At 59.7% G+C, this 23,859-nt stretch carries 25 protein-coding genes and 1 pseudogene; 25 read left to right on the top strand and 1 reads right to left on the bottom strand.

The window, feature by feature from the left end:
- Positions 1–35 precede the first annotated feature (35 nt).
- The 5 genes from GEV39_RS18020 (at position 36) to GEV39_RS18040 (ending at position 5,472) form a co-directional block, all read left to right on the top strand.
- A complete protein-coding gene (locus GEV39_RS18020; RefSeq protein WP_023660732.1) occupies positions 36–641 on the top strand; it encodes a DUF3275 family protein in 606 nt (201 codons plus the stop codon).
- 93 nt (positions 642–734) lie between these two features.
- Complete coding sequence (locus tag GEV39_RS18025) at positions 735–989, top strand: hypothetical protein (protein WP_023660733.1); 255 nt, start codon at positions 735–737, stop codon at positions 987–989.
- A gap of 65 nt (positions 990–1,054) precedes the next feature.
- A complete protein-coding gene (locus GEV39_RS18030; protein ID WP_232109481.1) occupies positions 1,055–1,657 on the top strand; it encodes a hypothetical protein in 603 nt (200 codons plus the stop codon).
- Positions 1,658–1,685: 28 nt separating this feature from the next.
- Positions 1,686–3,125 (top strand): DUF6094 domain-containing protein, encoded by a 1,440-nt coding sequence (locus GEV39_RS18035; protein WP_023660735.1) that lies wholly within the window; start codon positions 1,686–1,688, stop codon positions 3,123–3,125.
- A gap of 97 nt (positions 3,126–3,222) precedes the next feature.
- Positions 3,223–5,472: an SNF2-related protein gene (locus GEV39_RS18040; RefSeq protein WP_031324274.1), complete on the top strand. Its 2,250-nt coding sequence runs from the start codon at positions 3,223–3,225 to the stop codon at positions 5,470–5,472.
- 322 nt (positions 5,473–5,794) lie between these two features.
- Here GEV39_RS18040 and GEV39_RS26170 read toward each other — a convergent pair whose 3' ends face one another.
- Positions 5,795–6,250: a glyoxalase superfamily protein gene (locus GEV39_RS26170; RefSeq protein WP_023660738.1), complete on the bottom strand. Its 456-nt coding sequence runs from the start codon at positions 6,248–6,250 to the stop codon at positions 5,795–5,797.
- 254 nt (positions 6,251–6,504) lie between these two features.
- On the opposite strand from GEV39_RS26170, the pseudogene GEV39_RS26175 reads away from it, so the two are divergent.
- From GEV39_RS26175 to GEV39_RS18145, 20 genes and pseudogenes are all read left to right on the top strand, one after another.
- A pseudogene (locus tag GEV39_RS26175) lies at positions 6,505–6,729 on the top strand (DUF4113 domain-containing protein); the annotation flags it as partial.
- A 936-nt stretch (positions 6,730–7,665) separates the two neighbouring features.
- Positions 7,666–8,364, top strand: a complete 699-nt coding sequence (locus tag GEV39_RS18055; protein ID WP_031324277.1) for a hypothetical protein — start codon at positions 7,666–7,668, stop codon at positions 8,362–8,364.
- Positions 8,365–8,374: 10 nt separating this feature from the next.
- On the top strand, positions 8,375–9,133 hold the full coding sequence (locus tag GEV39_RS18060) for a TIGR03759 family integrating conjugative element protein (protein ID WP_055985437.1): 759 nt from the start codon (positions 8,375–8,377) through the stop codon (positions 9,131–9,133).
- A complete protein-coding gene (locus tag GEV39_RS18065; RefSeq protein WP_031324278.1) occupies positions 9,118–9,678 on the top strand; it encodes a lysozyme family protein in 561 nt (186 codons plus the stop codon). Before GEV39_RS18060 ends, GEV39_RS18065 begins: the two co-directional genes overlap by 16 nt.
- A 50-nt stretch (positions 9,679–9,728) precedes the next feature.
- Positions 9,729–10,205 (top strand): integrating conjugative element protein, encoded by a 477-nt coding sequence (locus tag GEV39_RS18070; protein ID WP_031324279.1) that lies wholly within the window; start codon positions 9,729–9,731, stop codon positions 10,203–10,205.
- 8 nt (positions 10,206–10,213) lie between these two features.
- Complete coding sequence (locus tag GEV39_RS18075) at positions 10,214–10,462, top strand: hypothetical protein (protein ID WP_060500124.1); 249 nt, start codon at positions 10,214–10,216, stop codon at positions 10,460–10,462.
- A 1-nt stretch (position 10,463) separates the two neighbouring features.
- On the top strand, positions 10,464–12,680 hold the full coding sequence (gene traD / locus GEV39_RS18080; protein ID WP_023660741.1) for a type IV conjugative transfer system coupling protein TraD: 2,217 nt from the start codon (positions 10,464–10,466) through the stop codon (positions 12,678–12,680).
- A gap of 10 nt (positions 12,681–12,690) precedes the next feature.
- A complete protein-coding gene (locus GEV39_RS18085) occupies positions 12,691–13,440 on the top strand; it encodes a TIGR03747 family integrating conjugative element membrane protein (protein WP_023660742.1) in 750 nt (249 codons plus the stop codon).
- Positions 13,441–13,451: 11 nt separating this feature from the next.
- Complete coding sequence (locus tag GEV39_RS18090; RefSeq protein WP_023660743.1) at positions 13,452–14,921, top strand: UvrD-helicase domain-containing protein; 1,470 nt, start codon at positions 13,452–13,454, stop codon at positions 14,919–14,921.
- Between the two features lie 18 nt (positions 14,922–14,939).
- Positions 14,940–15,263, top strand: coding sequence for a DUF4177 domain-containing protein (locus GEV39_RS18095; protein ID WP_023660744.1), 324 nt, complete (start codon positions 14,940–14,942; stop codon positions 15,261–15,263).
- Between the two features lie 520 nt (positions 15,264–15,783).
- Positions 15,784–16,101, top strand: coding sequence for an integrative conjugative element protein, RAQPRD family (locus tag GEV39_RS18100; RefSeq protein WP_028690570.1), 318 nt, complete (start codon positions 15,784–15,786; stop codon positions 16,099–16,101).
- Between the two features lie 2 nt (positions 16,102–16,103).
- The gene (locus GEV39_RS18105; RefSeq protein WP_023660746.1) at positions 16,104–16,337 is read left to right on the top strand and encodes a TIGR03758 family integrating conjugative element protein; all 234 of its coding nucleotides are present in this window, start codon (positions 16,104–16,106) and stop codon (positions 16,335–16,337) included.
- 60 nt (positions 16,338–16,397) lie between these two features.
- Positions 16,398–16,703, top strand: a complete 306-nt coding sequence (locus tag GEV39_RS18110; RefSeq protein WP_225624753.1) for a TIGR03745 family integrating conjugative element membrane protein — start codon at positions 16,398–16,400, stop codon at positions 16,701–16,703.
- A gap of 13 nt (positions 16,704–16,716) precedes the next feature.
- On the top strand, positions 16,717–17,100 hold the full coding sequence (locus GEV39_RS18115) for a TIGR03750 family conjugal transfer protein (RefSeq protein ID WP_023660748.1): 384 nt from the start codon (positions 16,717–16,719) through the stop codon (positions 17,098–17,100).
- An 8-nt stretch (positions 17,101–17,108) separates the two neighbouring features.
- On the top strand, positions 17,109–17,759 hold the full coding sequence (locus GEV39_RS18120) for a PFL_4703 family integrating conjugative element protein (RefSeq protein ID WP_023660749.1): 651 nt from the start codon (positions 17,109–17,111) through the stop codon (positions 17,757–17,759).
- The gene (locus GEV39_RS18125; protein WP_023660750.1) at positions 17,756–18,649 is read left to right on the top strand and encodes a TIGR03749 family integrating conjugative element protein; all 894 of its coding nucleotides are present in this window, start codon (positions 17,756–17,758) and stop codon (positions 18,647–18,649) included. Before GEV39_RS18120 ends, GEV39_RS18125 begins: the two co-directional genes overlap by 4 nt.
- On the top strand, positions 18,630–20,129 hold the full coding sequence (locus tag GEV39_RS18130) for a TIGR03752 family integrating conjugative element protein (RefSeq protein WP_023660751.1): 1,500 nt from the start codon (positions 18,630–18,632) through the stop codon (positions 20,127–20,129). The genes GEV39_RS18125 and GEV39_RS18130 overlap by 20 nt, the downstream gene beginning before the upstream one ends.
- The gene (locus tag GEV39_RS18135; protein WP_023660752.1) at positions 20,107–20,556 is read left to right on the top strand and encodes a TIGR03751 family conjugal transfer lipoprotein; all 450 of its coding nucleotides are present in this window, start codon (positions 20,107–20,109) and stop codon (positions 20,554–20,556) included. Before GEV39_RS18130 ends, GEV39_RS18135 begins: the two co-directional genes overlap by 23 nt.
- Positions 20,556–23,549: a conjugative transfer ATPase gene (locus GEV39_RS18140; RefSeq protein ID WP_225624740.1), complete on the top strand. Its 2,994-nt coding sequence runs from the start codon at positions 20,556–20,558 to the stop codon at positions 23,547–23,549. The genes GEV39_RS18135 and GEV39_RS18140 overlap by 1 nt, the downstream gene beginning before the upstream one ends.
- Complete coding sequence (locus GEV39_RS18145; protein ID WP_023660753.1) at positions 23,546–23,851, top strand: death domain-containing protein; 306 nt, start codon at positions 23,546–23,548, stop codon at positions 23,849–23,851. The genes GEV39_RS18140 and GEV39_RS18145 overlap by 4 nt, the downstream gene beginning before the upstream one ends.
- Positions 23,852–23,859 lie beyond the last annotated feature (8 nt).

Consider the following 23,859-nt stretch of genomic DNA (forward strand, 5'->3'; position numbering starts at 1 on the left):
CGCTGGGAGTTCCCCATGCTTTACGGGGAGCGCGCATGATCTCAATCACCGGCCAGTTGGCCATCCGCACCATCTCCGGCCGACTCGGGCTATTCAACGTCGGCCGCCTCAGTACCTCGATCGGTGAGTTCACCATCAAGGATGCTCTTCTGGATCAGTACCAGGAGGGTAAATACCGAGGTGATTTCGCGATCAAGCAGATTCGCCCATCGTATTACTCACACGGCGGTCGACTCGTTGTTGAGATCAGGGCTGAACTCGAGGGCATGACCCTGGAGGATGTCACAGGTCTCAGTCGCGAAGACGAAGAACACCTGCCAACCAACGTCCCTGACCCTCTTGAAGAGGACGGGCCACCACCCACACCGATACCGCCACGTCGGACTCCAAGTACGCCGGCGCGACAGCCCCAAACTGATGCCTTCGCCTCGGATGAGCCCTTCGGGATGAGTCCATCGGAGCCACCGAGCACGAACGACATCGATGCCGAGCTATTTGGCACGGTTTGGCCATTGAGCGAAACCGTGAGGCTCGACACCACCGTAGACCGACAACGGCTGCGCGCCCAGTGCACGCGGCTGGACCAGCTCGGTTTTACCATGGACTTCAAAACTCAAACCTGGACCAGGGCTTCGCCTTAACCCCCCCCTGCCAGACCACTGCCGCAGTCAACCTGAACCACACACCCTGAGGGGCCTCCTCGGGGGCTCCATTTATCTACCTGGAGCACCACCATGAACGCCATGTTCAGCCACTTGAGCAAACAAACCCTCGCCAACATTGAGGACCAGCTGTCCAACAACGAGGTGTCGACTGACGAGGAACTCGTCGACTTCTTCATCGAAGAGTTGGACCTCACACTGGACCAGGCTGAGGCTGCTATACGTCTCCGCGACCAGTACCGGATCCAAATATTCCTCGAGGGTCACGGCCCGCTGCACCAACAAGACAGTGTGGCTTTCGATCCGCTCACCAGGACCTTCAATTAACCACCAGACCACCCCGGGGGGCGTTTCCGCCCTCTGGGACGGACGCCTCCACAATGGAGGCCATCATGCACCCATCCCCCTTGTTTCAGATCGAGGAATGCCCGGACCTGTACGTCGACGCCTGTGTGTGCGACGAACAACGCAACTTGGTGTTCATGTCGGCCTGGGGTCGTGACACCGCACTACAGGAGTTTCTGGCCAGGCTCACACTTGGCCGGGAAGAGAATGGCCTTGAGCAGTTTCACATTCTCGTCGACGGGCGGAGCATTCCCGTCTTCCCCAACCAGGACCTGCTGGAAAAGCGCACCACACGGCAATTCCGCGGGACGTTGTTCGGCAGCATGTTGCACCTCTGGCTGTTCGATCGACGCGCCTCTGTTCCCGACCAAGCCAATCACTTCGCTTTCGCCCTCCTGGAGCGAAATGAAGCTCCACACCATCGACTCTGGCCGCTGGTAATCGAGACCTGCCCACTCCCCCTTCTCTCCCACTGGCGCGAGCCCGTGATTGAGGTACTCACCCAGCACCAGATGCTGATCGCCCTCCCTGGAGCGATCGGCAATGTCTGCGCCTGGCGACTCGCCATGAAGCTCGAGGTGCTCGAGCCTACTCTCGGAGAGCTGATTCGCCAGGGCGTACTCACCACTGAAGCTCAGGCACCTGCCTGAGCTCATCCACCAACTCAAAGGACACTCTATGGCCCTCATGTTTCCGCGCCTGGCGCGCAACTTTGCCCGCAACGGCTACTACCCCACCGATGAAATCACTCTTGAACGCACGCTGCAGGCACTCACTCCCGCCACTTCGGGCAGGATGAGGATCTGCGACCCCTGTGCCGGCGAGGGTGTCGCCCTTGCTGAAGCGGCTCATCTCTTAGGCCGCGACCAGGTCCAAGCGTTCGCCGTCGAGTACGATCTCGAACGCGCGGATCACGCGCGTGGCCTGCTCGACCGGGTGCTGCACAGCGACCTCTTCGACACCTTGATCAGCCGCCAGTCGTTCGGCTTGCTCTGGCTCAACCCACCCTACGGTGACCTGGTCGCGGATCACTCCGGTGCATCCCAGTACCAAGGCAACGGCCGCCGGCGCTTGGAGAAAGCCTTTTATCAACGCTGCCTCCCGCTTCTGCAGTACGGCGGCGTCATGGTGCTCATCGTTCCTCACTACGTGCTGGACGACGAGTTCACAGGATGGCTGAGCAACCACTTCGCCGAACTGCGCGTATACGGTGCTGCAGACCCCACCTTCAAACAGGTGGTGATCTTCGGCATTCGCGTACGCCGGCAAGACCTGGCTCGGGCCACCACCAACCAGGTGAGGTCCCGCCTGCAGGCGATCGGCGCTGGGCAGCAACTGGCCGAGGAGATCCCTGCCACCTGGCCATGGGAGCCGTACCTCATTCCGTCAGTTGCCAGCGAGCTGGAGCACTTCTACCGCATTACCCTGGAGCCGGAGCAATTCGCCTCCGAGATTCTGCGGCTGCGAGGCCTCTGGCCCGACTTCAACTTGCATTTCGGTCAGGCCGGCCTTCAACCCCGAGCCCCTGTCCGCGAGCTTTCTCGCTGGCACCTCGCCCTGGCCCTGGCCGCCGGCGCAATCTCCGGTGTTGTACGTTCGAAGTCGGGGCGCGTCTTGGTCGTGAAGGGTGATACCTACAAGGACAAGGTGCGCAAGACAGAATTCACCGAGGACGAGAAAGGCAACGTCTCAGAAGTCAGGATCCTCACCGACCGGTTCATTCCGATCATCCGCGCCTGGGAAATGACACCTTCCTCGGTGAACTACGGCAAGGTGCTGATCATCAGTTCCTCACCGGCGAGCAACGACGAAGCGCCTGCAACCGATCAGTCAGTTGCAACGCCGCTGTTCAACCCGGGGCAGATCATGATGACCGCCGCTGTCAGCCATCTGGTCGAAACCGGGCAGCTCAACCCTACTCCCGCGCTGAAACGCCATCTTGCTGGCGACTGGGGTGAGCTATGCGATGACGATCGGGCCTCCAATCAGCTTGCGCTTACCCACGGAGACCGTTTGTTCTCAGGCTACGACATCGACGCGGGCGACGAGTCCAGGCTCTGGATCATCACCGAAGCCGACCGCAGCTCCACCACCCTGCTGCTTCCCAGCGACTACTGACCCACGCCGCAACGGCGACAACCCCACACCGACCCACAGGGTATGCCCATACCCGCTGGGGTTTGTGCATGCCCTGCTTTCCCTGCAGGAGATGCACATGAACGCACTGACCCAAGCAGCCGCCTCGGCCAACTCCCCACTGAATATCAACCTGACGGCTTTCATCGACGAATTTGGCGATGAGCTACTGGAGTCGCTCAACCGCTCCAACCCTCCGGTTTATACCGGCAGCATTAACGAACAGCGCCAGGCCGTGATGGCAAGTCTCAAGCGCACGCCATTCGTGGCGCAAGCTGAGGTTGTCCAAGCCATCACGGCGCTTCTGCTCGATCGCAACGAGCAAGCTGCGATCATCAACGCCGAGATGGGTACCGGGAAGACGATGATGGCCATCGCAGTCGCTGCCGTGCTCCACGCGGCAGGCTACCGTCGAACCCTCGTCATCTCACCACCCCACCTTGTCTACAAGTGGCGGCGCGAGATCCTGGAGACCACACCAGGCGCCCGCGTCTGGGTGCTCAACGGCCCGGACACGTTGGTCAAACTGCTTAAGCTGCGTGACCAGGCGGGGCAAACCTATGACGGCCGGCCGGAGTTCTTCATCCTCGGCCGCGTCAGGATGCGGATGGGTTTCCACTGGCGACTCGCCTGCTGGAAGCGGCGCACTGCAGGTGGCCAGCGGCTGGCGGCATGTCCAGATTGCGGCCAGGTCCTCGAGGACCTGGAAGGCAACCTGGTCACCGTGGAAGAGTTCGAGCGCGGTGATCGCCGTCGCAACTGCAGTGCCTGCAACGCTGCCCTCTGGACGCTTATGCGCCCAGGCAAAGCTGATGGTGGGGACCGACGCTCGACAATCCTGAAGTCGATGTGCCGGATACCAACGATCGGCCCGGTCCGGGCGGAACGGCTGCTGAACGACTTCGGCGAGGACTTCCTGGCCTCGATGCTGGTCGACAACGTCTCAGAGTTCATCAACTTGATGGACGCGAAAGGCAACTTCGTCTTCAGCGACCGTCAGGCCAAGCGCATGGAGCGGGCGATGGCCAACATCGAGTTTGGATTCGGCGAAGGCGGATACCAGCCGACAGAGTTCATCAAGCGCTACCTACCCGATGGTTTCTTCGACCTGCTGGTTGTCGACGAAGGGCATGAATACAAGAACAGCGGTTCGGCCCAGGGCCAGGCCATGGGGGTGTTGGCCGCGAAGGCGCGTAAAACCGTGCTTCTCACCGGGACCTTGATGGGCGGCTACGCCGACGACCTGTTCTACCTCCTGTTCCGCATTCTCACCCAGCGCATGATCGAGGACGGCTACCGACCCAACGCACGCGGCAGTATGGCTCCTGCAGCCATGTCGTTCATGCGCGATCACGGAGTCCTCAAGGACATCTACACCGAGCGCGATGGCGATTCGCACAAGACTGCCAAGGGCAAGAAGCTGTCGGTACGCACCGTGAAGGCCCCAGGCTTCGGCCCTAAAGGCATCCACCGGTTCGTGCTGCCATTCACCGTGTTCCTGAAGCTCAAGGATATCGGTGGCAACGTGCTGCCCAGCTACCAGGAGGAGTTCATCGACGTGCCCATGGCGCCGGAGCAGGCCTCGGCCTACCAGCGCTTGGCGGCCACGTTGACCGCTGAGCTCCGCCAGGCCCTGGCCCGGAGAGACACCACTCTTCTGGGAGTGGTGCTCAACGTGCTACTGGCCTGGCCGGACTGCTGCTTCCGATCGGAGATGGTCAAACATCCGCGCACTCGAGACACGCTGGCCTTTGTGCCGGCGCTCTTCGGCGACCATGAACTGATGCCCAAGGAGCAGGCGCTGCTGAACCTTTGCCTCGAGGAGAAAGCGAAAGGCCGCAAGGTCCTTGCATATACCGTCTACAGCGGGACGCGCGACACCACGTCCAGGCTGAAGAAGGTCCTCGAGCAGGCAGGCCTTCGCGTTGCGGTACTGCGGGCCACGGTTGAAACGGCTCGGCGCGAGGACTGGATCCTCGACCAGGTTGACCGTGGTGTCGACGTGCTGCTCACCAACCCGGAGCTGGTTAAGACCGGGCTGGACCTGCTGGACTTCCCAACCATCGCGTTCCTGCAGACCGGGTACAACGTGTACACCCTACAGCAGGCCGCGCGGCGGTCGTGGAGGATCGGGCAGAAACACCCGGTCCGCGTAGTGTTCTTCGGCTACGCCGGCAGCTCGCAGATCACCTGCCTGCAGTTGATGGCCAAGAAGATCGCAGTGGCCCAGAGCACTTCGGGCGATGTGCCGGAATCCGGACTCGACTCGTTAAACCAAGATGGAGATTCGGTAGAGATGGCTCTCGCACGACAACTGATTGCTGCATAACTTAAGGCCACCTTCAGGTGGCCTCTTTTAATCTAGTTCCCTCAAACCTTCTTGTAGCTGCTAAATGGTGGCAGCTGGACCTTCTGACCGGACGCCGGATCAATCCATACAGGCTCCATATATCCCTCAAAACCTTTAAAGAGAAGGACAATGACCTGTCCATCTGGGAGCGCGAACTGATATTTGTTACCTTCTGTGAAGCTTGCCATGAAAGACCCTTATAATAATTGGTGAAGGTTTTAGTATGAGGAAGAACACTCAGCCCCCGCTAATTAGAGGCCACGCATGCCTTTACTTCCGCTTCAAAACACTTAGATAGCATCTAATCTTCTGCGTTCGCAGCCACAAAGGCGGGCGCGATGATCATACGGTCCAGAGGCTTATCATGTCTCCACTCCTTACCCGCCCCCTCGATCCAGCCCTTCAACATGGCAGCCGTAATCGGCGCGGGCCCTCGCATCGCATGCATGATCACAGCAGCACAGTGATGGTAGCCGCGCCTGTAAGTGCCTTCCCTCTGCACTTCGGCTGGCCCAAGGTCTGCACCAGGCTGCATGCCTCCATTCAAAATGGCTTCTAATGACAAATTAAGATGTTGGGGATCTTTCAGGAGCGCGGAATGTTCTTTTTCGGCCGCTGAAGCCGTGTTCCAATCTCGATGTCCATGCATGACAGCAACCGCTTCGAGAACCTGGCTATGGCTGAGAGGAACGTTATTTGCTGCTAGGTGGGTGCGCAGGCGCTTGGCCTGTGACTTCAGCGCTTCAATCTTGGTCATGATGTGTTCTCAATATACCGGCTCGCATCGCGTGTCGGACCCTCCTTTGCGACCTGCCGGTGAGAATCACCATTAGGGGGTAAAACCTTGCTTTCACCATGCCAATTCGGCGGAGGGGGCAGGCAGCAAGTGGCCCGGTCCTAAGCCTATTTCAGCCACAATTGATTATCAAGTCTTATAACGGGCTAAGGCTTATCCCTCTACTTCGGCGGAGAGCGAGGGCTGGGCTTGGGCATTACCGCGATATCTCCTTGCTACGGCAACCGGGTGAGTTCACTGACGATCTCTTCGCGGCAACGCAACCAGTTGCCTGCGATCGCCTGATGTCGGTAATGGATGGCATAAACCAGCGGTACGGCAAAGGCACACTGAGATCTGCCAACGTTCCAAGAAGCCCTGAGTGGGGTATGCGTCGGGAACTGCTGAGTCAGTCGTTTACGACCCGGTTAGATCAGCTATGGCGGGTTTACTGCAGATGAGGGTGGCGCGCCAGGCATTGGCCATGCTCTGTCTTAATGCAAAAAGCCCCGCCCTGGCGAACCAGAACGGGGCTTCCCCATTAATTAGAACCAGTCTTCATAATGGTCCCGCAGGAACTCGTACAGCTTGAAAGCTCTGTAACCATTCCAAACGAGGTCCCACAAACGTCCAAATTTAGACATTTCGGCCTCCTAAGTAGGTAAGGCCGAACCTCCAGCGCTTTTTCCAGAACACATAGCGCCTTCGAGTTACCGTTGATGGTCCCTGTGAGGTGGCCGGTTGAGAACCCCCGGATGGTCATCTGGCGCGGGTTCCTACGCCGCGTCTGGGGGATGAAACTGTTGCGTAACTGGCCACCTGCTTCGGGCAACGTGAGTGCAGGCAGCGCCATAATAGCTGCAAATCTGGCATTGTGCGATCATGGGCGGAAGCAGTCAGCTTTCAGCCAAGCCGAAAAGCGGATCGGTTTTCAGGCCACCGAAAACGGTCGGTACGTTCGTCGCATGCCAAAACGCAATCCCAATCGGACCACCACCATTTGCAAATCGTAATTTACGAACGTAAACTGAACGCACGTTGATGGTCCCTGTGAGGACTCGCAATTCAGCCCCCTAATCTGGATTGCACAAAAACCGCCTTCCCTAAAGGCGGTTTTTTTTTGCCTGCTGGAAAGTGAATCCAGTGTAACCCCCAGATGGCTGGTTCTAAACATTCGTGGCAATCGTTCACTGGCCGTCAGCCGAGAAAACCGTTTGTCCAGCACGCTCGTCCTGAGCGACCTGGGCTGCAAAGGTGGGTTTGCAGTCGCGGCGCTCGCCAGCAGATGGCGGGCCCTTTGGCATCGATCAATAAATTCCACACGGTCGGGCTAAGTATTTTCTGCTGAAACAGCATCATGGATGCGCGAGGGTGTACTCGGCTTCGAGAGGACACCCATGAAACTGCCGATCCGAAAATATCTGCCCATCGCCGCAGGACTGCTCATCCTGGGCGGCATCATCGCGTTCCAGCAATACCAGCTGTCGACCCTGTCTCGCGCTGTGAACGGAGCAGCAGAGAAAATTTCCATCGACGCACTCCAGAGCAGGGTGAGCGCGATCGACGATCGTCTCGACACTGTGTCAGGCAAACCCCTGGTCACGATGGAAGACTTCCGTGTTAGCCAGCAAACACTCTCGAGCCGGATCGATGCTGTGCAAGCCACGGCAAAGCAGGCCCACGAAGCTGCAGTTGAAGCCACTCGCTCATCCGCGACTGCGGGCGATCTCCTGGTACTGAAAGCCGACCTTGAGTCACTTGACGGCAAAGTGCAGAAAATGAGCAGGCCACAGGCCCAGGCAACTGCACCAGCTCCTAAAGCCTCCACTTCCAAACCGAAGGCGAAGCCCGCACCGGTTAAAGCCACGCCCATCCCGCAAGAGCCTCCACCATTTCAGATGGTCGGTCTCGAATACCGGGGCGGCGAGCGCTTTCTATCTGTTGCCCCCACCGGTAGCACGCGACTGAGCCAGATCTACCTGCTTCGGCCAGGCGAAGTGGTCAGTGGCAGCACCTGGCGACTCAAGGCTGTAGATGAACGAACTGCAACCTTCGACGCCGGCGGCACAACCCGAACCCTGAGCATCCAGCCATGAGAAAAGCATCATGAATCTACCAATCGTTCGAGCCATCGCCTGCGCCTGCGCATTTACTGCTGCGGGCATTGAGGCCGCGCCGCTTCCTTCCGCTGTAGGAGGAGGCGCCCCCAGTGTTCAACAGCTCACCAGCGAAAGCATCCTGTCGCAGGACAAGCTTCATGATAAAGCAGCGCAGGAGTGGGGCCTGACCTCCAAGGAATACGAGCGATATCAAGAAGTGATGCAAGGGCCTCGGGGGGTGTATTCGCCGGGGCTTGACCCGCTCACTGCACTCGGAATCGAAGCTCGATCGGATAGTGAGCGGCGCCGGTTTGCCGAGCTCCAGGTTCAGGCAGAGCGTCAACGAGTCGACAGGGAGCTCGCCTACCAGCGAGCCTACGATGAGGCGTACCAGCGTCTGTTCCCGGGCATCAATGCCATTGAGATTTCGGCCTCCCCTTCGACCCGGGCCGGGTCCGGGAGCGGCCCAGCTCTGGAAGGTAACGGGCGAATGGCACTCTTCGTCAAAGACGACTGCCTGCCCTGCATCGACCAGGTCAAACGCCTGCAGGCGTCCCAGACACCGTTTGACCTCTATTTCGTCGGCAGCCAGAACGACGATGAACGAATTCGCCGCTGGGCAATCCTCGCGGGTGTTGACCCGTCCAGTGTTAAAAGCCGACTGATCACACTCAATCATGACCAGGGCCGTTGGATTCGCCTCGGTCTCGGCGGCTCGCTGCCAGCGGCCGTGACGCAGGTGAACGGATCATGGCGCCGTCAATGAGTTGGTGGCAGCTCTGCCTGCTGCCGGTGCTACTGTTCGCCGGCAATGCGTGGGGCGTGGAAGATCCGCCACCAGCTTACAAGGCGATCGCCATCAGGCACGGGGTTCCACCGGTCGTGCTCTATTCAGTGGCGCTGCAGGAGAGCGGCACCCGCCTTCGGGGTCAGCTTGTGCCCTGGCCGTGGACGTTGAATGTCGCGGGCACCGGCTATCGCTTCGCCACCCGCGCAGATGCTTGCCGAGCGCTGTTGGTCGCAATTGCGACCGCTGGGCCCGCTCGAGTCGACGTGGGACTGGGGCAAACCAATATTCGCTCGAACGGGCATCGCTACAGCTTTCCCTGCGAAGGCCTGGACCCCTACAAGAACTTGGCGGTGACCGCCCAGATCCTGGCTGAGCAAAAGGCCAAGGGCGGAACCTGGATCGATGCTGCCGGGCGGTATCACCGCCCGGCCGGCGGCGCGCCGGCGGCAAAGTACCGAGGCTACTTCGCGAAACATCTCAGCCGGGTCACCGGCATCAATTTCGAGGTACGGACCCCATGACATATCCCCACGCCTGGCGGTCACACGTCTTGCAAGCCCTAGCCTTCGCGATGGTGACCAGCCTGGCCCTACCCACCAATGCTGACCAGCAAGCGGTGCTCACAGTAGTAGAGGACCGCGGCGGAGCATCCGCATTGCTCTACTACCAGGACATTGAGCCCGAGCCTGCGCACGCTCCCCCAGTTGTGACTGGTGTCAGGGCTGGAGGGGCTTTCCCGGTGTTGACTCCAGAACTGAGCCCGGGCCCAGTACAGGGACGGGTCATCAATGCAGCTGGTCTGCAGCCGATGTTCATCGTCGGGGATGATCCAATGTCGCAGGCCTGGCTCAAGCAGAAACTGCCGGCACTTCAAGGCCTGCAGGCAGTGGGACTCGCCGTGAATGTTGGCAACGCGGCACGACTGCAAGAGATCCGCCGCTGGGCTCCCGGGTTGCAAGTGATGCCCGTTCCTGCCAGCGATATTGCTGGTCGCTTGGGGCTGCAGCACTACCCGGTGCTGATCACAGCCACAACCCTTCAGCAGTGAGACCCGGTATGCGCCCAACACGACCTGTATCGCCGGTGTTCACGCTGATCATCAGCCATCCCCTGCACCGACCCGGCCGCGAGCAAATGATCGAGCAGGTCCGCCACGTGAGCGAGCTCTACGGTGCGCGCTTAACCGGGATCTCCGAGTTCAACGAACACGCATTCGCCCAGCGCCTGGCCGAACGGCTGACTCCGGACCAGGTCGAGGCAGCACGCGCTGAAGCCGACGCCCTGACCTACACCTCGAGGACGTGAGATGGCGACATATACCCTTGAATCTCTGCTCCGCCCCCCGGTAGAACTATTCACCACTGCCGTCTGCTATGTAGCGGCTGCACTCTGCATTGGCGCACCCTGGGCTTTTGCCCTGACACCGCTGTTCGGGATTGTCGCCGCCCTGGGCTTTATCTACCTGGGCACCATTCGGCTCCTGCAGGCGCGGAGGGTCCTACGCTACCAGGCGAATTTACGGCGGCTTCCCCACTACACCATGACCAGCGCTGAAATGCCGATCAGCAATGAGCGCCTGTTCATCGGTCGTGGATTCCGGTGGACACAGAAGCACACGCAACGCCTGGCCGACACCTACCTTCCCCAGTTCGCGGCCTACGTCGAGCCGACGAACCTCTATATACGTGCGCGCTGGCTGGAAGAACGTCTGGAGTTCGCCCCCTTTCCACTGAAGCTCATCACCAAGGTCACTGGCTGGGACTCCAACTGGAACCCCGCCAGGCCGCTGCCACCCGTGGGTGGCCTGCCCAGGCTGCATGGAATCGAGCCTGATGAGCAGAACGTTAGCCTGCCTCTCGGTGAGCGCGTGGGCCACACATTGGTGCTGGGAACCACACGGGTAGGCAAGACTCGCCTGGCTGAGGTCTTCATCACGCAGGACATTCGCCGAACGCATCGACGCGGGCCGCGAGTCCGTATGGGGCGCCGGAGCCAAACTTCCCATCGCTGGAGCCGGCGCCGGCGTGCAGACGCACAGGCCGACCACGAGGTTGTGATCGTCTTCGACCCGAAAGGTGATGCGGATCTGCTCAAGCGCATGTACATCGAATGCAAGCGCGCCGGACGCCTCGACGAGTTTTATGTGTTCCACCTGGGCTGGCCGGACATTTCCGCGCGCTACAACGCCATCGGCCGCTTTGGTCGGATCAGCGAGGTCGCCACCCGTATCGCTGGCCAGCTCTCCGGCGAGGGCAACTCTGCTGCGTTCCGGGAGTTCGCCTGGCGATTCGTCAACATCATCGCGCAGTCGTTGGTCGCCCTCGGCCGCCGTCCTGACTACGAACAGATCCGCCGGCACGTCATCAACATCGACGAGCTATTCATCGAATACGCCCAGAAGTACTTCGCAGAACATGATCCGAAGGCCTGGCAAGCCATCGTTGAAGTTGAAGGCAAGATCGATCGGAAGAACCTGTCATTCGCCATGAAGGACCGTCCGCTGCGCGTCGTGGCGATCGACATGTACTTGACCCAGAAACGCATCAACGACTCCGTCATGGATGGCCTGCGAAGTGCCGTGCGCTACGACAAGACCTACTTCGACAAGATCGTCGCATCCCTGCTGCCGCTCCTGGAGAAACTCACCACTGGTCGTATCGCTGAGCTACTCGCGCCCGACTACCTGGATCTCGCTGACCAGCGACCGATTTTCGACTGGATGCAAGTGATTCGGAAACGCGCGGTCGTATACATCGGCCTCGATGCGCTGTCCGACACTGAGGTCGCTGCGGCGGTGGGCAACTCGATGTTCAGCGACCTGGTCTCCGTCGCCGGCCACATTTACAAGCATGGCATCGATGATGGTCTGCCGGGCCATATGGCCGGTGGCAAGGTTCGCATCAACCTCCACGCTGACGAGTTCAACGAACTGATCGGGGACGAGTTCATCCCCATGGTGAACAAAGCCGGCGGCGCGGGCATGCAGGTCACCGCCTACACCCAGACCATGAGCGACATCGAGGCGAAGATTGGCTCGAAAGCCAAGGCCGGCCAGGTGATCGGTAACTTCAACAACCTGTTCATGTTGCGCGTCCGTGAAACCGCAACCGCCGAGCTGCTGACCAACCAGCTGCCCAAGGTGCAGATTTACAACAGCACCCCGGCGAGCAGTGCGAACGACTCGGTCAACGGGAAAACAGCATTCACCTCGAGCTCACATGACCAAGTGCAACTGGCGAGCGTGCCGATGATTGAGCCCGCCCACGTGGTCGGGCTTCCCAAGGGGCAGGCCTTCGCGCTCATTGAGGGTGGAAACCTCTGGAAGGTCCGCATGCCGCTTCCCGCGAACGACCCCGACGAGGTCATGCCCGGCAATCTGCAGGACCTGGCCGCAGGCATGCGACGTTCGGCGGCGTCCTCAAGCGACTGGTGGGAAGCCCCGGGCTATCAGGAACTGAAATCTGCGTTACCCGAAGACCTGGTTGAAGATTTCCGTCAGGTGGCCACCGATGACGCAGCTTGAGGTGTAGGCCATGGCAGACGACGTTTCAAAGAAGGCCGAACAGCAGCAGGAGCGACAGGAATCGCTGTTCAGCAAGATCTTCTGGTTCCCGTTCAACTTTCTCGGAGTGATGTTCGGCTCGCTGCTCGTCGCCATCTTGGTCGACTGGGTATGCCTGTACTTCTTCTGGCCAGAAGCTGGATGGCGACACGGTCAGCAAATGCTGGTCAGCGAGGTCAGCTGGTTATCCAAAGGCTTGGTCCACAGTGCCATCGTCCAAGAGCCGGGACGCACTGCGACATGGCTGGTCACCGAAGCTTATGACTGGCTGATCGTGAAGACCGGGATGCTCAGCTGGGTCCAGGGTATGGAGTCGATAGCCCACGCCGGGCCCCGCAACGAGATGGACATGCGCTACTGGGCCGCGCAAAGCGTCACAACGGTCCAGAACTATGTGCTTGCCGCTCTCTTCACCGTTCTGGTGTTTTGCGTCCGCTTGGTCGTGCTGCTGATGACCATACCGCTGTTCGCCATGGCGGCACTGACGGGTCTGGTCGACGGCCTGGTGCGCCGAGATCTGCGCAAATTCGGCGCTGGCCGCGAATCCAGTTACCTCTATCACAAGGCCCGCGCAACGATCATGCCGTTGGCTATTTTCCCCTGGACCTTCTACTTGGCACTCCCGATCAGCATCAGTCCCATGCTGGTACTGCTCCCCTGCGCCGCCCTGCTCGGTGTGTCCGTGAGCATCACGGCCGCGAGCTTCAAGAAGTATTTGTGAGGAAGAGCACGATGCAATGGACCCACGAACAGTCGCCGATCATCCAGTCGGAGGCTCCGAAACTCCTCATCCAGGCCGGCGCCGGCAGTGGAAAGACCACCACGCTGGTGGGATACGCTCAACATCACTCCCGACTGCGGATTCTCTATCTCTGCTACAACAAGTCGGTGGAGATCGCCGCACGGGGACGCTTCCCGCGCAACGTGGTGAACAAAACCGCACACGGCCTGGCCTACGCCGTCTATGGCACACAGTTCAGCCATAAGCAGACCAACAACTTGCGACTGACCGACATCGCCCGAGCGATCGATACGCAGGACTGGGAGTTGGTTAGAGACGTGCTGACCACCCTCAACAACTACATGGCCAGCGCCGACGATCTTATCGAACGCTGCCACTTTCCGCGGTTCCGTGACCGGCCGATGCTTACGTCCGCCCAGGAGCGCTACCTGAAGCAAGCGCTCGCAGCAGCGATGGGCATCTGGAAGCGAATGACTGACCTGCAGGACACAGCGGTGCAGATCACTCATGACGGTTACCTGAAGCTGTACCAGTTGAGCAAACCCGATCTGAGCCAGCGCTTCGACTGTGTTCTGCTCGATGAGGGGCAGGACGTAAACCCCGTGATCGCAGACATTGTGCGCATTCAGAACATTCGCAAGGTGGCAGTGGGTGATCGTCATCAGCAGATCTATCGCTTTCGAGGCGCGGAAGATGCTCTCAACGCCAGCTGGATGGCCGGGGCTGAGAAGCACTACCTGACCCAGAGCTTCAGGTTTGGGCCGGCAGTCGCCCATGTCGCCAACATCATCCTGTCCTACAAGGGAGAAACCAGGAAGCTGCAGGGACTGGGCGAGAAGACATTGGTGAAGAAAGCGCTGCCGGCTGGACTGCCGCACAGGACGTACATTCATCGAACCGTCATTGGGGTGATTGAAAACGCTCTGTGCCTGGTCACCGAGAAGCCCAAGATCTACTGGGTTGGCGGCATCGACAGCTACTCAGTGCGCGACCTCGAGGACCTGTTCTATTTCAGTCGACAGCAGCGCGACCTGGTCCAGAACAAAAAACTGCTCCGTGACTACCGGGACTATGCCCAGTACGTAGAAATCGCCGAGGTGAGCCAGGACAGCGAGATGATCCGCTCGATCAAGATCATCAACATGTATCCGGATCTGCCCCAGCGAATCTTGGCTCTACGCTCATGCACGGTGGATAAGGAGCTTGACGCAACTATTACGTTGACCTCTGCCCACAAGTCGAAAGGCCTGGAGTGGGATTTTGTCGGGCTCTTCGACGACTTCACGTCAGACCCGCTCTCACCGGATATCGATCCAGGCCGACGAGATGATGAGCTGAACCTTCTGTATGTGGCCGTCACCCGAGCGATGAAGATCTTGGCGATCAACAGTCTGGTGCTGTCCATTATGGAACGCTACGTCGACGCGCTCGCCCCCGGGGCACGTCAAGCGCGCGGCTGATTAAGTAAAGGAGGAACCATGAGCAAGAAATTCGAACACCGCGCTGAGTTTGTCGCTATCCCATTCAAGAACACGACTAGCGGCGCATGGATCTTCAAGAGCACTGAGCAGACGTTGGAACCCGATGTTGTGTCTCTCTTGTCCGAAGACGAGCCGCTGCAGACGAAGATGCTCGAGCTCGGCGCCGATGGCTGGGAACTCGTCAGCACGCAGCCAGTGTGCCGAGGGGAGATCAAGATGGGCAATCAAAATGCCCAGGCCTGGTCCTACGGATTTCCCATGCCGGTCGGATATCTGCTCTTTTTCAAGCGCGAGGCCGGGAACAGCGAGTTACCAGCCTGACCCATCCGTTGCCTAGCCTTCATGATCGTAACCAGGGAGAAGGGCCAACATGGCATTGGCTCTTCTGACCATCTCGATCAACTCGGACGAGCTAACTGCCCGACTGTGCTGCAACATCTCAGCGGCCAGGACCGCTTTATCGTAGCAACCCTCATCTCGGAAATGCACACCGAGAAAGTCCGAGACCCAAGTATCAAACGCCGGCAAATAAGTTTTTTGCTGCGGCATACGACTCCCCACAGATCAGTATTCCAGTACACCAACTCCCTGGCTTGACTCCGGCTCATCGTAATCGATGCAGTGGGCTCAGGCCGAACTGGGCTGATCAACTGCCTTATCGAGACAGGTTAATTGTACGGTTTCAAACCCTGATTGGCCTCGAGAAAAAATTCTACGGCCCCCAGATAAGTATTTCTTGAGGCGCCCCCCCACCTGGTCTCGGCATTCTGACATCCACAGTCAGTCGTCCCAGAGCCCAGCCGTGAACAAGCCATCCCTCCTCCTTGTATCTCCTCGCCGAATCCTGCTTGGCGCGCTGATCAGCGTCAGCGGCGGCTTTTCACTAATACCAAGCGCTCAGGCGGCCGGTGCATCAGAACAGGCCAACATCGAGGTGATGATCCGCCAGCTGAACGCGCTGGAGGACTCAGCGCGCCGCAGCGCCACGATCGCCAGCGAACCTGGCCAGCGCTACTACTTCGACTATGAACGTCTGGCCGGCGATATCCAGCGCGTTCGCCAGGGCCTGCAAGAGTACCTGACCCCAAGTCGCGCACAGCCGCGGGATCCGGCAGAGCTGGCGGGAAAATACACCCTCACCGGCGGGCGGATGCCATGAGCATGAGCGGCACTCAAGTCGCAGCTTTCAACGCTGCCAGCGGCATCACACCGCAGGCCAGCACCGTGCTGTTCGTAGGCACCGTCATCGCACTGTCGACCCTTTGGGGTGCCTGGGCGCTGTACAGCATCTACCGGGGCTGGGCGACCCAGAACATCGACAGAAACATTGCAGCCGCGTCGACCGTCAAGGTCATCGTCCTCCTGCTGATCCTATCCACACTCGTTCTCAGCTAGCCAAGGAGCTAACCGATGTCTATCCGCACCATCACCAAGTCACTCACCGGCGCCGCCGCAATGATCATGGGTCTGCACCCAGTCATTGCCGCTGCCGCCTTACCAGGAGCACAAGCCCCCACACGCGGCGAGGGAACGAGCTGGCTGCAAACCATCCAGAACTACGGTTACGACGGTTTCATGCTTATCGGGCTGTTTCTGCTCGGAGGCATGATGGTGGGGGTCGCCTCCCATGCCTACGGCGTTTACCACGATATCCATGAGGGCAAGAAAAAGTGGCGAGACCTGGGGCTCACCGCCGTTGTCGGGATCTGTCTGATCGGCGTTGGCATCTTCATGGTCACCAAAGCTACCGGCGTCCTCTAACTGGTGATGCGACATGGCTGAGACCACTTACCTGAAGGATGGAACGCTCGACTTCCTCCCCCACAACCTGAATAGGCAGCCCATCGTCATGGGCGGCCTCACTGCTGATGAAATGTGGGGAACGGTCGGTGTTTGTGGGGGGGTCGGAGTGATTCTGGGCATCCCTGTGTCGTTCTTGTTCGGCAACCCAGCTCTTTTCATCGCTTGCGCTCTTGTAGGTGGAGCTCTGGGCTTGACCGTGGCAAGCCGAATCCTCCGGAAGATGAAGCGCGGCCGGCCGGACACATGGTTTTACCGCCAGCTCCAGTTCTATAAGGCTCAACACCTCCCCTTCCTCGGTGGCCCCCAGTTGGTCACCCGGAAGGGTGCGTGGACATGCCGTCGTACAGGAAAGTAGGGATCTTCATGAGTTTTCGAAAACGAGTGGATGCTCAGCAGGCACACATCCTTAGCTTGCGAATCGCGGTCATTGTGCTGGGCGCAGTCAGTCTTTTTGCGTTCTACGGCTGGCACAAAGCCCCCGAAGACCTGACCGTGCATGTGCCGCCGGACCTCCGCTCCGGCAGCACTCGCAAATGGTGGGAAGTGCCGCCTGAGAACGTGTACGCCTTCGGGTTCTATATCTTCCAGCAGATGCAGCGCTGGGAGAAGAATGGGGACGACGACTACCAGGACAACATCGAACGCCTGGCCTCCTACGTTACCCCTGGTTGCAAGGAATACTTGAAGAAAGACTACGAGATGCGCCGTAACGCCGGTGAGCTGCGTCGCCGTGAGCGGAACGTCTCAGAAATCCCGGGTCACGGGCTGACCGACCCTGGCGTGCTGCGCGTAGAAGAAATCGGGATCAACGATTGGACAGTCAACCTGGATCTGCTCGCTGACGAGTCGGTGAACGGGGAGCGGGTCAAGCGCGCCATGACCCGCTACCCATTGTCCATTGTCCGTGCCGACGTCAACCCAGAGAAAAATCCATTCGGGTTGATGTGGAACTGCTACGCATCCAACCCACAACGCATCGAGGTCGATCTGCAAGCCACCGGGGTGAAGCCATGAATCTGCGCGCCTGGCTTCTTGCTCTGGGCCTCTTCGCAGTTGCCGATGTGAAAGCGGTAGAGCTACTGCAGTGGGACCGTATCCCCATGGCAATCCCGCTGATTGTAGGGCAAGAGCGCATTGTGTTCGTCGACCAAAACGTGCGCGTTGGGATGCCTCCCCAGCTTGTCGGCATGCTGCGCATCCAGAGCACCGGTGGCGCGGTCTACCTCTTGGCCAGCCAAGAAATTCCACCGACTCGGCTCCAGCTGCAGAACGTGGCCACCGGCGAGATCATGCTGGTGGATATTGCCGCAACACCGGCGGCAGAGGGCCAAGCCAAGCTCGAGCCCGCCAAGATCGTCGCCGGTGCGGCCCCTTCCACCTACTACGGCGATACCACCTCAGCACGAACTTCGACAAAGCGATCCGCGACGTCGGAGGAAGAAGAGGATGTTCCACCGCCCCCCCGCCATGAGACTCCAGCGCCGGTGGCCCTGACCCGCTATGCGGCACAAATGCTGTACGCCCCACTTCGCACCGTTGAGCCTGTCGCCGGCATCAGCCAGGTGCGTGTTGACCGGGCCCTGGATCTGAGCACTTTGTTGCCGGTATTGCCCGTGGAGGCATCAATCCTGGGGGCTTGGCGCCTCGACAACAGTTACGTCACTGCGGTCAAGCTGAGGAACCTGAGCGCCCAGCAGCTGACGATGAATGCCACAGAGCTGATGGGTAACTTCACCACAGCGACATTCCAGCACCCGTACCTTGGGGCTCGCGGAAACGCCAGCGATACCACCACGCTTTACCTGGTCACCCAGAGCAAAGGGCTGAAAGAGGCTCTGCTGCCGTCCTCGGTCAGCCAAATTGATCCGAAAGCAGGAGGGCGCCGTGGGCAGTCTGAAAAGTAATCCACTCCTCAAGTACCTGCTCATTCCGGTGCTGATCGTCGTGCTCATCATCCTGTTCAAGGGCGGGAGTAAAAAAGAAGAGGTGAAGGCTCCTGAAGATGAGCCGATCATCATCGGCGGCGACACCGCGCGCAAGCTAGGGGTGGACGGGGATACCCCGGCCGACACTCTCCGCACAGTGGTCGCTGAAAGTCGGGAGGTGAAAGACCAGATCGCGAAGGTGCTGACCGACAACAAAGAACTCAAGGACCAGAACGCAGAGCTCCAGCTCCGGCTTTCGCGCATAGATCAGAATGTCGACAGCAAGCTGAATGATGCGAAGGGCGAGCTGCAGGAGCAGGTTAAAAACCAGAGCCTGGGCCTACTGGACCAGTTCCAGCGTCAGTTGGATAACCTGTCGCAGAACCCCAATGCCGCTGGGCAAGACCTGCCTATCGGGCTTGGCGTGCAACCTGGTGACGGCGCAGGCTTCGACAAGGGTACGAAGTCCAATGGCCTCGTGTGGGTCGAGCCGACCGACGCCACTGCAGTGGACGCCAGCGGTAAGCCACTTCAGCCCGGCTCCCCCCAGGCAGCCAGCGGCTTCAATTTTCCCACCAGCTTTGGCAGCACCCTGGACAAAGGCCAGACCGTTCTCAACGCAACGGCGCAGAACGTCGGTGCTGAGATGTCTCCCCAGGATGCCCGCAAGCAAGTGCGCAAAGCCTATACCCTGCCTCAGAACTCGACCCTGATGGGGTCGGTAGCCATGTCGGCGCTCATTGGCCGCGTCCCGATCGATGGAACAGTCAATGACCCCTTCCCATTTAAGGTTTTGATCGGTCCGGACAACCTAACCGCCAACGGCATTGATCTCCCTGACGTCGTCGGCGCCGTCGCCAGTGGGACCGCATCGGGCGACTGGACATTGTCCTGCGTGCGCGGACAAGTACGGAGCCTGACCTTCGTGTTCGCCGACGGCACGGTTCGATCGTTCCCTGCCCCGGCCGAGGAAGCAAATGGCAGCCAGAACAACAATCAGAACAGCAGCAACGGGAATGGGCAGCCTGCGATCCAGGGCGGGCTCGGCTGGATTAGCGATTCCTACGGCATCCCCTGCATCTCGGGCGACCGCCGATCAAACGCTAAGGAGTATTTGACCAACCAATCCCTGGTGACGGCCGCGGGCGCCGGCATCGCCAAACTGTTGAAGGCCGATGAGCAAAATAGCTCAACATCCTTCAGCAGCGGAGGAACGTCATTCGGGACCACGGGCTCCTCGGGGAACTCAGCCATGGGCGCGATTCTCACCGGCGGCGTCAGCGACATCCGCTCCTGGATGAACAAGCTCTACGGCGAAGCCTTCGCCGCCGTGTACGTCCAGCCCGGGGCGAAGGTCGCCGTCCACTTGGACCAGCAGCTCGCCATCGACTACGAGATCAAAGGCCGCAAGGTCGATTACAACTCCGGAGCCAACCATGTATCTGCAAACTTGGACTAAGCCCCACCTGCAGGCCGGGGCCTGGCTCGTGCTCACCCTCCTTCTAGGCGGATGCACGACTGACAAAGACGAGCTGCTCCCCCACGGGGAAGCCAACATGATGGACGTGTGGCAACACGGAACGTCTGGAGGAAGCTCTGGCAGCTCCAACAGCAGAATGCTGCTGGATGCTCGCCAGGAACTTCGCCGGCCGCTTGATGAGGCGCAGGTGGTTCGCCAACAGACAGGTGCTGACGCCTTCACTCGCACGCCCCAGAACGAGATTTACAGCCAGTTCAAGCGCCTGCCGAATCCTGACCTGGTGATGTACGTGTTCCCGCACCTGGCTGGTACGGATCCGGTTCCAGTCCCGGGTTACACCACGGTGTTCCCGATGTATCAACGCGTGCAGTACGCCATGCCAGGCGAGCGTACGGAGGAGTACTGATGCAGTTCATCAGCAAATTGCTGGGCAAAGGCTCTGCAATGCCCATCGAGCCCGTGCTCGGCCAGACAGCGACCGAACACGAGCCAATCGACGACCGTCCCACAACGGTTAGTACAGCCATCAACGAGGAGCACCGCCTAGCTGCGAATGACCGGTACATCGCCCGCCTGGAGTCGATGGGCATCCCTTCCCCTATCGACTGGCAAAACCCTAAACGTCGGCCGGCTACGAAAGCTGACGTGTCGCGCATGTACGAGGTCAACCCGTCGTTCGTGGACATGCTGCCATGGGCCGAATATCTGCCCGAGGAAGAAGCCATGCTCCTCGAGGATGGCATTTCCAGGGCGGCGTTTTTCGAGTTGGTCCCGATTGGGACCGAGGGGCGCTCCGACGACTGGCTTCAACAAGCTCGCGATGCGTTGCAAGGCGTCCTACAAGACAGTTTTGACGAGCTGGAGAGCTCGCACTGGGTCGTTCAGCTTTACGCCCAGGACGAGACGGACTGGGGTGACTACCTGCAGAAACTCCAGGCCTACGTTCAGCCCCGGGCTGACAACACAGACTTCACCAGGTTATATCTCGCGCTGTTCCGCCACCACCTTGAATCCATCTCCAAGCCCGGTGGGCTGTTCGTCGACACGGCCGTCAGCAACCTTCCGTGGCGTGGGCAGACCCGGAAAGTCCGCCTGGTGGTGTACCGCCGGGTAAAGAAACAGGACCTCGTGGTTCGCGGTCAGGAGCCTGCCGCATACCTCAAAGCAATCTGCGATCGCCTCAAGGGATCCCTGGCCAACGCCGGCGTTACAACCAAACGCATGGATGGCCACGCTATCAAGCGCTGGCTCGTGGGTTGGTTCAATCCACACCCAGATCATCTGGGCACGACCGATAGCGATATCCGTCGATTCTACGACACGGTCTGCCAACCACCACGCGAGCTCGACGAGGGTGAACTGCCGGTGGCCAGCGGTACCGACTTTTCGGAGAATTTGTTCTTCCGAGAACCGCGCTCGGATGTCGACAGCGGCCTTTGGTCGTTCGACGGCATGCCGCACCGAGTTGTGATCCTCGATCGCCTGAAAAATGCCCCCCTTACCGGGCACCTGACCGGTGAGACCAAGCAGTCAGACTCATTGAACTCGCTGTTCGACCGCCTGCCTGAGGATACCGTGCTGTGTATCACCATGGTGCCGACCCCGCAGGATCTGCTGGAAGGGCATCTTGAACAACTCTCCAGGAAGGCCATCGGCGACACCCAGGCATCCAGCCACACCCGGGATGACGTTCAAACGGCACGGTCCATCCTCGGGCGTAAGCACAAGCTCTACAGGGGCAGTGTTGCTTTCTTCCTGCGTGGGCAGGATAAGGACGTGCTCGGGGAGCGCACGACCAGCTTGTGCAACATCCTGCTCGGCGCCGGCATGCAGCCAGTCCAGCCACAGGACGAGGTAGCGCCCCTGAACAGCTACCTACGGTGGTTACCCTGCAATTTCGACCCGAATGAAAACCGCGCTCTGGACTGGTACACCCAGCTGATGTTCACCCAGCACATCGCGAACCTGGCGCCGGTATGGGGGCGTTCCACTGGCACAGGCAACCCAGGTTTCACGCTCTCCAACAGGGGGGGAGCGGCGCTGACCTTCGACCCGTTGAACAAGCTCGATCGCCAGATGAACGCGCACCTGTTCTTGTTTGGTCCCACCGGCGCGGGTAAGTCCGCAACAGCCAACTACCTGATCATGCAAGCCATCGCACTGTACCGCCCAAGGTTCTTCATCATCGAGGCCGGCAACAGCTTCGGCCTGCTGGGGGATTTCGCCAAGCGGCTCGGTTTGACCGTCAACCGAGTGCGGCTCGCCCCAGGCAGCGGCGTGAGCCTTGCCCCGTTCGTAGACGCGGTGCAACTCGTCAAAAACAAGGACCAGGTCAAGGTCCTGAATGCGGCGGACGTGGATGCTTCCGATCAACACCTCGCCGACGCCCTGGCGGGGCTCGAGGACGACCAGCGGGATATCTTGGGCGAACTTGAGATCACTGCCCGACTGATGATCACAGGCGGCGAGTCCAAGGAAGATGCTCGGCTCACTCGGGCTGACCGCAGTGCTATCCGCCAGTGCATCCTCAACGCGGCCGAGCTGTGTGTCAGCAAGAACCGGCCAGTGCTCACTGAAGATATCAGCGCAGCACTCCAAGCGATGGCCAGCAACGACAAGCTCCCTGAAAGCCGGCGCAACCGACTCATGGAGATGGCCGAAGCCATGGGGATGTTCACCATGGGTACGGAAGCCGAGATGTTCAACCGTCCTGGTACCGCCTGGCCGGAAGCTGACATCACGATCGTAGACTTGGCTACTTACGCGCGTGAGGGCTATCAGGCCCAGATGGCCATCGCCTATATCTCACTGCTGAACACCATCAACAACATCGCAGAGCGTGACCAGTTCAAAGGTCGACCACTGATTGCCTTCACCGACGAAGGCCACATTCCATTGAAGGTCCCACTGCTCTCCCCGTACTCGGTCAAGATCACCAAGATGTGGCGAAAACTGGGTGCCTGGTACTGGATGGCGACCCAAAACGTCGACGACATCCCCCCAGAAGCATCGGCGCTGCTGAACATGATCGAGTGGTGGATCTGCCTGAACATGCCACCAGACGAGGTGGAGAAGATCGCGCGCTTCCGTGAACTCACGCCGGCACAGAAGACGATGATGCTCTCGGCAAGGAAGGAGAACGGCAAATTCACCGAGGGCATCGTCCTGGCCAAGCGGATCGAGATGCTGTTCCGGGTAGTGCCGCCCAGCTTATGCCTCGCCTTGGCCATGACCGAGCCAGAAGAAAAGCGGCAACGTTATGAAACCATGCAAGCGCTCGGCTGCGATGAATTACATGCCGCGCTGCAGGTGGCAGCAGACCTGGACCGCAAGCGCGGTATCACCCCTTTCCCCATCACCTTTCCCGAACAAAAGAAGGCCGTGGAGCGCGTGGCATGAGAGTCATGAATACCCTGACCCAGAACATCATTGATAACCTGACCCAGCTGCTCAAAGACCCCGGGCACGACACACTCCAGTCGCTGTCGGTTTGCGCACCAGTGCTCATTGACGAGCTGCAACAGATCAAAAATAACGCCCTCGATCGTCGCGACATCATTCCCCTGGTTCAGTCCGTGTTGGATGAGTGGCTGAAGCAGCATCCTCAACCGGAGGGGGCAATCCAGGATCTCCAAGTTGCGTTGCAGAATCTCGGCCGGCCTGGAGCCAATCCTGGTGAGTTAGGGGGGAAGCATGCCTAAGCTTAGGC

The organism is Pseudomonas sp. NY5710, from assembly GCF_013305665.1.
Lineage (GTDB): Bacteria > Pseudomonadota > Gammaproteobacteria > Pseudomonadales > Pseudomonadaceae > Aquipseudomonas > Aquipseudomonas juntendi.

Excerpts from the sequence above, each read along its gene's own strand:
- GEV39_RS18020 (WP_023660732.1), top strand. The coding sequence starts at position 36 with ATGATCTCAATCACCGGCCAGTTGGCCATCCGCACCATCTCCGGCCGA.
- GEV39_RS18025 (WP_023660733.1), top strand. The coding sequence starts at position 735 with ATGAACGCCATGTTCAGCCACTTGAGCAAACAAACCCTCGCCAACATT.
- GEV39_RS18030 (WP_232109481.1), top strand. The coding sequence starts at position 1,055 with ATGCACCCATCCCCCTTGTTTCAGATCGAGGAATGCCCGGACCTGTAC.
- GEV39_RS18035 (WP_023660735.1), top strand. The coding sequence starts at position 1,686 with ATGGCCCTCATGTTTCCGCGCCTGGCGCGCAACTTTGCCCGCAACGGC.
- GEV39_RS18040 (WP_031324274.1), top strand. The coding sequence starts at position 3,223 with ATGAACGCACTGACCCAAGCAGCCGCCTCGGCCAACTCCCCACTGAAT.
- GEV39_RS26170 (WP_023660738.1), bottom strand. The coding sequence starts at position 6,250 with ATGACCAAGATTGAAGCGCTGAAGTCACAGGCCAAGCGCCTGCGCACC.
- GEV39_RS18055 (WP_031324277.1), top strand. The coding sequence starts at position 7,666 with ATGAAACTGCCGATCCGAAAATATCTGCCCATCGCCGCAGGACTGCTC.
- GEV39_RS18060 (WP_055985437.1), top strand. The coding sequence starts at position 8,375 with ATGAATCTACCAATCGTTCGAGCCATCGCCTGCGCCTGCGCATTTACT.
- GEV39_RS18065 (WP_031324278.1), top strand. The coding sequence starts at position 9,118 with ATGGCGCCGTCAATGAGTTGGTGGCAGCTCTGCCTGCTGCCGGTGCTA.
- GEV39_RS18070 (WP_031324279.1), top strand. The coding sequence starts at position 9,729 with ATGGTGACCAGCCTGGCCCTACCCACCAATGCTGACCAGCAAGCGGTG.
- GEV39_RS18075 (WP_060500124.1), top strand. The coding sequence starts at position 10,214 with ATGCGCCCAACACGACCTGTATCGCCGGTGTTCACGCTGATCATCAGC.
- traD (WP_023660741.1), top strand. The coding sequence starts at position 10,464 with ATGGCGACATATACCCTTGAATCTCTGCTCCGCCCCCCGGTAGAACTA.
- GEV39_RS18085 (WP_023660742.1), top strand. The coding sequence starts at position 12,691 with ATGGCAGACGACGTTTCAAAGAAGGCCGAACAGCAGCAGGAGCGACAG.
- GEV39_RS18090 (WP_023660743.1), top strand. The coding sequence starts at position 13,452 with ATGCAATGGACCCACGAACAGTCGCCGATCATCCAGTCGGAGGCTCCG.
- GEV39_RS18095 (WP_023660744.1), top strand. The coding sequence starts at position 14,940 with ATGAGCAAGAAATTCGAACACCGCGCTGAGTTTGTCGCTATCCCATTC.
- GEV39_RS18105 (WP_023660746.1), top strand. The coding sequence starts at position 16,104 with ATGAGCGGCACTCAAGTCGCAGCTTTCAACGCTGCCAGCGGCATCACA.
- GEV39_RS18110 (WP_225624753.1), top strand. The coding sequence starts at position 16,398 with ATGATCATGGGTCTGCACCCAGTCATTGCCGCTGCCGCCTTACCAGGA.
- GEV39_RS18115 (WP_023660748.1), top strand. The coding sequence starts at position 16,717 with ATGGCTGAGACCACTTACCTGAAGGATGGAACGCTCGACTTCCTCCCC.
- GEV39_RS18120 (WP_023660749.1), top strand. The coding sequence starts at position 17,109 with ATGAGTTTTCGAAAACGAGTGGATGCTCAGCAGGCACACATCCTTAGC.
- GEV39_RS18125 (WP_023660750.1), top strand. The coding sequence starts at position 17,756 with ATGAATCTGCGCGCCTGGCTTCTTGCTCTGGGCCTCTTCGCAGTTGCC.
- GEV39_RS18135 (WP_023660752.1), top strand. The coding sequence starts at position 20,107 with ATGTATCTGCAAACTTGGACTAAGCCCCACCTGCAGGCCGGGGCCTGG.
- GEV39_RS18140 (WP_225624740.1), top strand. The coding sequence starts at position 20,556 with ATGCAGTTCATCAGCAAATTGCTGGGCAAAGGCTCTGCAATGCCCATC.
- GEV39_RS18145 (WP_023660753.1), top strand. The coding sequence starts at position 23,546 with ATGAGAGTCATGAATACCCTGACCCAGAACATCATTGATAACCTGACC.